Raw genomic sequence first — 8,100 nt, forward strand, 5'->3', positions numbered from 1 at the left:
CCTATCGGTCACCTTTTTAGACGCGCACGATACGCCGGTCTTCGAGCCGCTGCCGGGTGAAACGCGTTTGTGGGGCGACACCGACATCCTTGCACTTTACGATGCCGAAGCGGACACCGATTTTGTGCTGGCGCAAATGACGCAAAGCGGCCTGCTTCCTCAAGGGTTCGCGTACAAAGTGGAACAGCTTGAAGATAAGGATTGGGAACGTGAATGGATGGACAACTTCCACCCAATGAAGTTTGGTGAGCGTTTGTGGATTTGCCCAAGCTGGCGAGATGTCCCAGAGCCAGACGCGATCAATGTGATGCTTGACCCTGGCCTCGCATTTGGTACTGGTACTCACCCCACCACGGCGCTCTGCCTAGAGTGGCTAGAGAGTCTCGATCTATCGGGCAAAACCGTGATCGACTTTGGTTGTGGTTCGGGCATTTTGGCGATCGCGGCGATCAAACTGGGCGCAGAGCGCGTCATCGGCATCGATATCGATCCGCAAGCCCTGCTCGCCTCAAAAGACAACGCAGAGCGTAACGGTGTGGCCGACAAACTCGATGTCTTCCTTCCTCAAGATCAACCAGAAGGTCTGGTTGCCGACGTCGTAGTGGCGAACATTTTGGCCGGTCCACTGCGTGAGCTTTCTGCCATCATCAAGTCTTTAGTTAAGCCAAATGGCGAGCTCGCGATGTCTGGCGTCCTCGACACCCAAGCGGAAGATGTGGCCGACTATTACCGTGATGAGTTTCACATTGATCCTATCAAAGAGCAGAGTGAGTGGTGCCGCATAGCGGGTCGCAAGCAAGGCTAGATAAGACTTTCAAGGCTAATTGACTGAATTTCATACAATTTAACAAAACAAATTGTCAATGCTCAAATATTAGTCTTTTCACGGCGTAAAAAAATGCGTAAAATGCGCGCCCTTGCTGGGGACTATTCATCGAACAGAAGCTGTGAAGACGTTTTGAAAATCGGACACTACCAACTTAAGAACAATCTCATCGTCGCGCCTATGGCGGGTGTCACGGATAGACCGTTCCGTGAGTTGTGTCTTCGATATGGGGCAGGCATGGCCGTCAGTGAAATGATGTCGTCCAATCCGAAACTCTGGAAAACGTCCAAATCTAAGCAACGCATGGTGCATGAAGGCGAATCGGGCATTCGCTCTGTGCAGATTGCGGGTGCCGATCCACAGTTGATGGCCGACGCAGCGCAATTTAGCGTTGAGAACGGTGCGCAAATCATCGACATCAACATGGGTTGCCCAGCAAAAAAAGTGAATAAAAAGCTCGCGGGCTCTGCGCTGCTCAAGTTTCCAGACATCATCGAAGAGATTCTGAAAGCGGTGGTCAACGCAGTGGATGTCCCTGTGACACTCAAAACTCGCACAGGCTGGGATACAGATAACAAAAACTGTGTCCAGATCGCTCAATTAGCCGAAGACTGCGGCATTCAGGCCTTGGCGCTGCATGGCAGAACCAAAGCATGTATGTACAAAGGTGAGGCCGAATACGACAGCATTAAAGCGGTAAAAGAGGCCATCTCAATACCGGTTATCGCGAACGGTGATATCGATAGCCCAGAGAAAGCCAAACACGTACTGGAGTATACCGGTGCGGACGCCTTAATGATTGGACGCCCTGCCCAAGGTCGTCCGTGGATTTTCCAGGAAATCCAACACTATTTGGAAAACGGTACCACGATGCCTGACCTTCCGGTTTCGGAAGTGAAAGACATCCTGCTCGGTCATGTGAACGCTCTCCATGAGTTTTATGGTGAGTATTTAGGTCCACGCATCGCGCGTAAGCACGTGGGTTGGTACCTAAAAGAGCATGAACAAGCAAGTGAGTTTCGCCGGACCTTCAACGCCATTGATGTAGCAGAGCTGCAACTTGAAGCGTTAGAAGGGTACTTTGATTTAGCCTAATTGGCGGTCGCTACGACGCAGCCATGCGGGTTTAACGTTGCATCATAATTAAGAGAAGAGCTAGACCGAATATGTTCGAACAAAATCTGACTTCAGAAGCATTAACAGTAACTACAGTAACCTCGCAAGACCAGATTACTCAAAAGCCTTTACGTGACTCTGTTAAAGCATCTCTTAAAAACTACTTGGCACAACTGAACGGCCAAGAAGTCACAGAACTCTACGAATTAGTTCTAGCTGAAGTAGAACAGCCACTACTAGACACCATCATGCAGTACACTCGCGGTAACCAAACGCGCGCAGCAACCATGATGGGTATCAACCGCGGTACTCTTCGCAAGAAACTGAAAAAGTACGGCATGAACTAATCTACAAGCCTTAACTTATTGATATAAAAGCAGCTACCCCTCAGGGATAGCTGCTTTTTTGCATTTATGCGCCCTCATATGCCCCCCAAATCTCGCCCTGAATCTCATGCCGTGATATGTTCGATTTTCACATTGCTTGCTGAAGTTTGTAAAAATGCTAATAAAAACCTTTCAAGATCGCCTGGCTCTACAGTACTACTTGATTGCCGCCATTATTTTTGGTTTTTATGGCGGCTTAATCTGCCCTATGCTCGACACCTTGCCGCTAAGCGTGATAATGCTGCACTCAGTAAGTGTTTTTCTGCTTACTTTCACGATTCGACAAACGTTGATCTTCCAGCGACGGGGCAGTGTTAATCTAACCAAGCTCGACTCGGGCTTGCTATTCGCTGTCAGCCTTCCTTTTGCTCTATTTTATAACCTTCTCTATGACTTCACTCTTGATAGCAACCTCAAGGTCATCTTTGGCTTAACGTTATTTGGCTTTTTTAGTGGCGCTCTCCTTGAATTATCTAAACAGCTTACTGCGCTGAGTAATGAAGAAAACACCTCTCGTTTATCCGCTAATAATGTGACGAAAAGCGCCAGTTTTAAGCACCAAATCTTGTTTGTTATGTTGCTGCTGACAGTACTCACGGTATCGCTTTCTAGCGTGGCGATAAAAGACATCTTTTGGCTCGAACATAACCCAGAGTTTGTGCAAGATGGATCGGGAAAGATAAGCGTAATCAAAGAATTGATTTTTGTTTCCGTGATTCTGGGGGGATATGCGCTGGCTATTGTTCACTCTTCAGGGAAGCTCACTTCACGTAAACTTGAGATTCAACAGCAAGCTCTTGAAAGAGTAGCGGGTGGTCAAATTCATTCCCGAGTCCCAGTTATTGGCAATGATGAACTGAGCGTAATTGCTACGTATGCCAATAGCATGCTAGACAAACTGGAAGAGGGTCAAAACGAGTTAAAGCTGACGCGAGATGTTGCTATCACCAGTTTATCCTCCCTTGCTGAGTCTCGGGATAATGAAACTGGCGCACATATTATTCGTACACAAAACTACGTTAAAGCATTGGCTGAGTATCTGAGCCACTCTCCTTCTTGGGCAAGCACTTTGACTCCTGACTATATTGATCTCCTTCATAAATCAGCACCGCTGCATGATGTCGGTAAAGTCGGTATTCCCGACAGCATCTTACTGAAGCCGGGTAAACTGACAGATGAAGAGTTTGATATAATGAAAAACCATCCACAAATTGGCGCGGATGCTCTCTCAGCTGCAGAACAGCAACTGGGCTCTAACTCGTTTTTGGTTGTTGCGAAAGAAATTGCTTTGACCCATCACGAGAAGTGGGATGGGAGTGGATATCCGAATCGACTAGTGGGTGAGGAAATTCCACTTTCTGGCCGATTGATGGCGGTTGCTGATGTCTATGACGCACTGATCTCTAAGCGTGTTTATAAACCTGCTTTCTCTCACCAAAAAGCAAGGGAGATTATTGTTGAAGGAGCAGGAACGCACTTTGACCCACTAGTGGTTGATGCATTTATTGCCATTGAAACGCAGTTTGAACACATCGCAGCTACCCATACAGACTCACAGGGATTAAAAGCGATCTGAGTGTGAGTCATTTCTGTGTTGATGGCATTAAAGTCACCCCCTTGCTCTCGAAGAAAGAAACCTGCGTCTGTGTCTCAACGCCCTCAGCAATCAAATCGCATCGAAATGGGCGAGAGCATTTGAGCTCAATTTGCAAGCGCGTTGTGATATTGAGCGAAAAGTCAGTAATTCAAATCACTAATTAGATTGACAATTTAGCAACAACTTAGACCCGAAGTGTGACCTAGAGCGATTACACTGGCTGTCTCATCCGTTAAAATAACGTTTTTGCTCAATTATCAGGAAGATAGATCATGCCAACAGACAGCCGAGAAGAGTGGCTGAGCTATGTGCTAAGCTCGTTGCCTGATCACGTCTTTATTCTTGATGAGCAAGGTCACTATACCGACAGTTTTGGCGGCGCGCACTTTGCCGCAGGGTTTGATGTCGAGCGCTATACGGGCCTCCACCTTAGCGACGTTTTGGTCGCCAACAAAGCCAATCAACTGCTCAGCTACTTAGAAGAAGTGTTTGAGCACAAACGCGACAAAGTGGTCAAATACGCCATCGCCCCGACCGACTTATTGATGATGCCGATTGATAGCATTGAGTCGATGGGTGCAGAGAGCGAAAACTGGTTTGAAGCGATCCTGCGCTACGTGCCGCAAAGCACGGCCCACGGCCCGCGAGTGATTTGGTCAGTGCGCGATGTCACCCGTACGCACCTGTTAGAGCAAGAGCTAAAAACCTTATCAGAGACTGATGAGCTGACGGAAATTCTCAATCGCCGCGCGTTTTTCTCTGGCCTCGATAGCGCCTTGCTCCGAGCTCAAAAGCAGCAAGTGCCGCTCGCTTGTCTGATGATAGACATCGACCACTTCAAAGAAATTAACGACCAAGTCGGTCATTTGTCTGGCGATGAGGTGATCAAACACGTCGCGCAGATCTGTAAACAGGTGGTGCGAGGCAGCGATTATCTTGGGCGTCTCGGCGGTGAAGAGTTCGGTGTCGTGCTCAGCCACACCAACGCGATTGACGCGTACGACGTTGCAGAGCGTATCCGGGAGTCAATCTCGACAACCGAGTGCCAAGTGGACGGCCACGCCATTCATCCTACCGTCAGCATTGGTATTTCGGAGGTCACCTCCTCCATCGCCTCAAGCAAAGACCTGCTAATCCAAGCCGATAAAGCGATGTACTACTCCAAACAAACCGGCCGCAACCAAGTCACCCTCTACCACGATGGTCTCCCTGACATGAAAGCAGGTGCAACCAACGCCAAAATCCTCTACGCCTCCTAACCCTCTTCCTCCCATTCCCCCTCTAGGAACTAGGAACTAGGAACTCGCCACTAGGCACTCCCCCTCTAGTAACAATAAATTTGAATTTTTTTGCGATGCCAAACGATTGCGCGAGCTTTTTAGCGCTAACTTGGTTAGAATACGCGCCATAAATTACCCCTGACTATTGTTAATCGTTCATTTGATTGAACTTCGTGAATTTGAGGAAGATGGAAGCATGACTAACGCTCGTCCTATTCGCCGCGCTCTGTTAAGCGTTTCAGACAAAACCGGTATCGTTGAGTTTGCCCAAGCACTCGCTGACCGTGGTGTTGATATTCTATCGACTGGTGGTACGGCTCGCCTATTGGCAGAGCAAGGTATCGCGGTCACTGAAGTGTCTGACTACACCGGTTTCCCAGAAATGATGGATGGCCGCGTTAAGACGCTCCACCCGAAAGTTCACGGTGGCGTACTGGGTCGTCGTGGTCAAGATGACGACGTGATGGCGACGCACGGCATCAACCCAATCGATATGGTGGTGGTGAACCTCTACCCGTTTGCACAAACGGTTGCCAAAGAAGGCTGCACACTCGAAGACGCAGTGGAAAACATCGATATCGGTGGTCCAACCATGGTTCGCTCTGCGGCGAAAAACCACAAAGACGTGACCATCGTTGTTAACGCGCACGACTACGACCGCGTTATTGCAGAAATGGACGCGAACGAGAAATCTCTCACTCTAGAGACGCGTTTTGACCTCGCTATCGCGGCATTCGAACACACCGCAGCTTACGACGGTATGATCGCGAACTACTTCGGCACTATGGTTCCTTCATATGGAGAGAACAAAGAGGGTGACGAAGAGAGCAAATTCCCTCGCACGTTCAATCAGCAGTTCATCAAAAAGCAAGACATGCGTTACGGCGAAAACAGCCACCAAGCGGCGGCGTTTTATGTGGAAGCCAACCCAGAAGAAGCGTCTGTGTCTACTGCGCGCCAAATCCAAGGTAAAGCGCTCTCTTACAACAACATCGCGGACACTGACGCCGCGCTTGAGTGTGTGAAAGAGTTCGATGCGCCAGCGTGTGTGATCGTTAAGCACGCGAACCCATGTGGCGTTGCGCTGGGCGACAACATCCTAGACGCTTACGACCGTGCATTCAAAACAGACCCAACCTCTGCGTTTGGCGGCATTATCGCCTTCAACCGCGAGCTCGATGCAAAAACGGCAACGGCGATCACTGAACGTCAATTTGTTGAGGTGATCATCGCACCTTCTGTGTCTGCAGAAGCGATCGACATCGTGGCAGCGAAAAAGAACGTTCGTCTGCTTGAGTGTGGCGAGTGGACAACTAAGACCACAGGCTTTGACCTCAAACGCGTTAACGGTGGCCTGCTTGTTCAAGACCGTGACCAAGGTATGGTCGATATGTCTGACCTGAAAGTGGTTTCTAAGCGTCAACCTACAGAAGAAGAGCTGAAAGACGCACTATTCTGCTGGAAAGTCGCGAAATACGTGAAATCGAACGCGATTGTTTACTCAAAAGGCGACATGACTGTTGGTGTAGGCGCTGGCCAAATGAGCCGTGTTTACTCGGCGAAAATCGCTGGCATCAAAGCCGCTGACGAAGGTCTACAGGTTGAAGGCTGCGTCATGGCCTCTGATGCCTTCTTCCCATTCCGCGACGGTATCGATGCGGCAGCAGAAGCGGGTATCAAGTGTGTAATTCAGCCAGGTGGCTCAATGCGTGATGACGAAGTGATCGCTGCGGCCGATGAGCATGGTATGGCGATGATATTCACAGGCATGCGCCACTTCCGTCACTAATTACTCGTCGCATTGGGCGCGGTAGCGGCGTTAGCGCTTTCATTCACCCCGGTCACATAGCTAGGCTATGCTCCCGGGGATGAATTCAAGCACTGCCTTGCTACCACACCCACTGCTTAGAGTAATCCAACTTTTGAAAGGATTATTAAATGAATGTTCTAATCATCGGTGCGGGCGGTCGTGAGCACGCACTGGGCTGGAAGGCCGCGCAAAACCCTAAAGTAGAGACGGTTTTCGTTGCACCGGGTAATGCGGGTACAGCGCTTGAGCCAAAACTGGAAAACGTCAACATCGGCGTGGAAGACATCGAAGCGCTCGTGGCATTTGCCAAAGAGAAAGCGATTGAGCTTACTATCGTTGGTCCTGAAGCACCGCTTGTTATCGGTGTGGTGGATGCCTTTCGCGCAGCGGGTCTGCCTATCTTTGGCCCAACAGAAGCGGCGGCTCAGCTTGAAGGCTCTAAAGCATTCACGAAGGACTTCCTCGCGCGTCACGCTATCCCAACGGGCGCCTACGCGAACTTCACTGACATCGAGCCTGCGCTTGCCTACGTCCGTGAACAAGGCGCACCGATTGTGGTTAAGGCTGACGGCCTAGCGGCAGGCAAAGGTGTGATCGTTGCGATGACACTGGAAGAAGCGGAAGACGCCATCAAAGACATGCTCGCAGGCAACGCGTTTGGCGAAGCAGGCAGCCGCGTGGTGATCGAAGAGTTCCTTGACGGTGAAGAAGCGAGCTTTATCGTGATGGTCGATGGCGAGAACGTCCTGCCAATGGCCACCAGCCAAGACCACAAACGTGTTGGCGATAAAGACACCGGCCCAAACACAGGTGGTATGGGCGCGTACTCACCCGCACCTGTGGTCACGCCTGAGATCCACAACCGCATTATGGATGAAGTGATTTACCCTACCGTACGCGGCATGGCAGCAGAAGGTCACCCATACACAGGTTTCCTTTACGCAGGTCTAATGATCGATAGCGACGGCACGCCCAAAGTGATCGAGTACAACTGCCGATTTGGTGACCCAGAAACGCAACCTATCATGATGCGTATGGAATCTGACTTGGTTGAGCTTTGCCTAGCGGCCATCGATAAGAAGCTG

Annotated in this window: 7 protein-coding genes; all 7 read left to right on the plus strand. The window is 50.0% G+C overall.

Annotated elements, in window-relative coordinates:
- Window positions 1–805 (plus strand): 50S ribosomal protein L11 methyltransferase (gene prmA, locus AC6R1O_RS13675; RefSeq protein ID WP_500657219.1); only part of this gene is annotated, 805 nt, incomplete at its 5' end.
- A 153-nt stretch (window positions 806–958) separates the two neighbouring features.
- Window positions 959–1,921: a tRNA dihydrouridine synthase DusB gene (gene dusB, locus AC6R1O_RS13680; protein ID WP_334554981.1), complete on the plus strand. Its 963-nt coding sequence runs from the start codon at window positions 959–961 to the stop codon at window positions 1,919–1,921.
- 71 nt (window positions 1,922–1,992) lie between these two features.
- Window positions 1,993–2,289 carry a DNA-binding transcriptional regulator Fis gene (fis, locus tag AC6R1O_RS13685; protein WP_000462885.1) on the plus strand — a complete coding sequence of 99 codons (297 nt, stop codon included), beginning with the start codon at window positions 1,993–1,995 and terminating at the stop codon, window positions 2,287–2,289.
- 154 nt (window positions 2,290–2,443) lie between these two features.
- Window positions 2,444–3,904 carry an HD-GYP domain-containing protein gene (locus AC6R1O_RS13690; protein ID WP_500633621.1) on the plus strand — a complete coding sequence of 487 codons (1,461 nt, stop codon included), beginning with the start codon at window positions 2,444–2,446 and terminating at the stop codon, window positions 3,902–3,904.
- A 293-nt stretch (window positions 3,905–4,197) separates the two neighbouring features.
- Window positions 4,198–5,184, plus strand: a complete 987-nt coding sequence (locus AC6R1O_RS13695; protein WP_500633622.1) for a sensor domain-containing diguanylate cyclase — start codon at window positions 4,198–4,200, stop codon at window positions 5,182–5,184.
- Between the two features lie 217 nt (window positions 5,185–5,401).
- A complete protein-coding gene (gene purH, locus AC6R1O_RS13700) occupies window positions 5,402–6,994 on the plus strand; it encodes a bifunctional phosphoribosylaminoimidazolecarboxamide formyltransferase/IMP cyclohydrolase (protein ID WP_487902799.1) in 1,593 nt (530 codons plus the stop codon).
- Between the two features lie 149 nt (window positions 6,995–7,143).
- Window positions 7,144–8,100 (plus strand): phosphoribosylamine--glycine ligase (gene purD, locus AC6R1O_RS13705; RefSeq protein ID WP_500657220.1); only part of this gene is annotated, 957 nt, incomplete at its 3' end.

The sequence above is a fragment of the Vibrio sp. R11-SG3-ISO3-SZ genome, from assembly GCF_059834345.1.

Excerpts from the sequence above, each read along its gene's own strand:
- fis (WP_000462885.1), top strand. The coding sequence starts at position 1,993 with ATGTTCGAACAAAATCTGACTTCAGAAGCATTAACAGTAACTACAGTA.
- AC6R1O_RS13690 (WP_500633621.1), top strand. The coding sequence starts at position 2,444 with ATGCTAATAAAAACCTTTCAAGATCGCCTGGCTCTACAGTACTACTTG.
- AC6R1O_RS13695 (WP_500633622.1), top strand. The coding sequence starts at position 4,198 with ATGCCAACAGACAGCCGAGAAGAGTGGCTGAGCTATGTGCTAAGCTCG.
- purH (WP_487902799.1), top strand. The coding sequence starts at position 5,402 with ATGACTAACGCTCGTCCTATTCGCCGCGCTCTGTTAAGCGTTTCAGAC.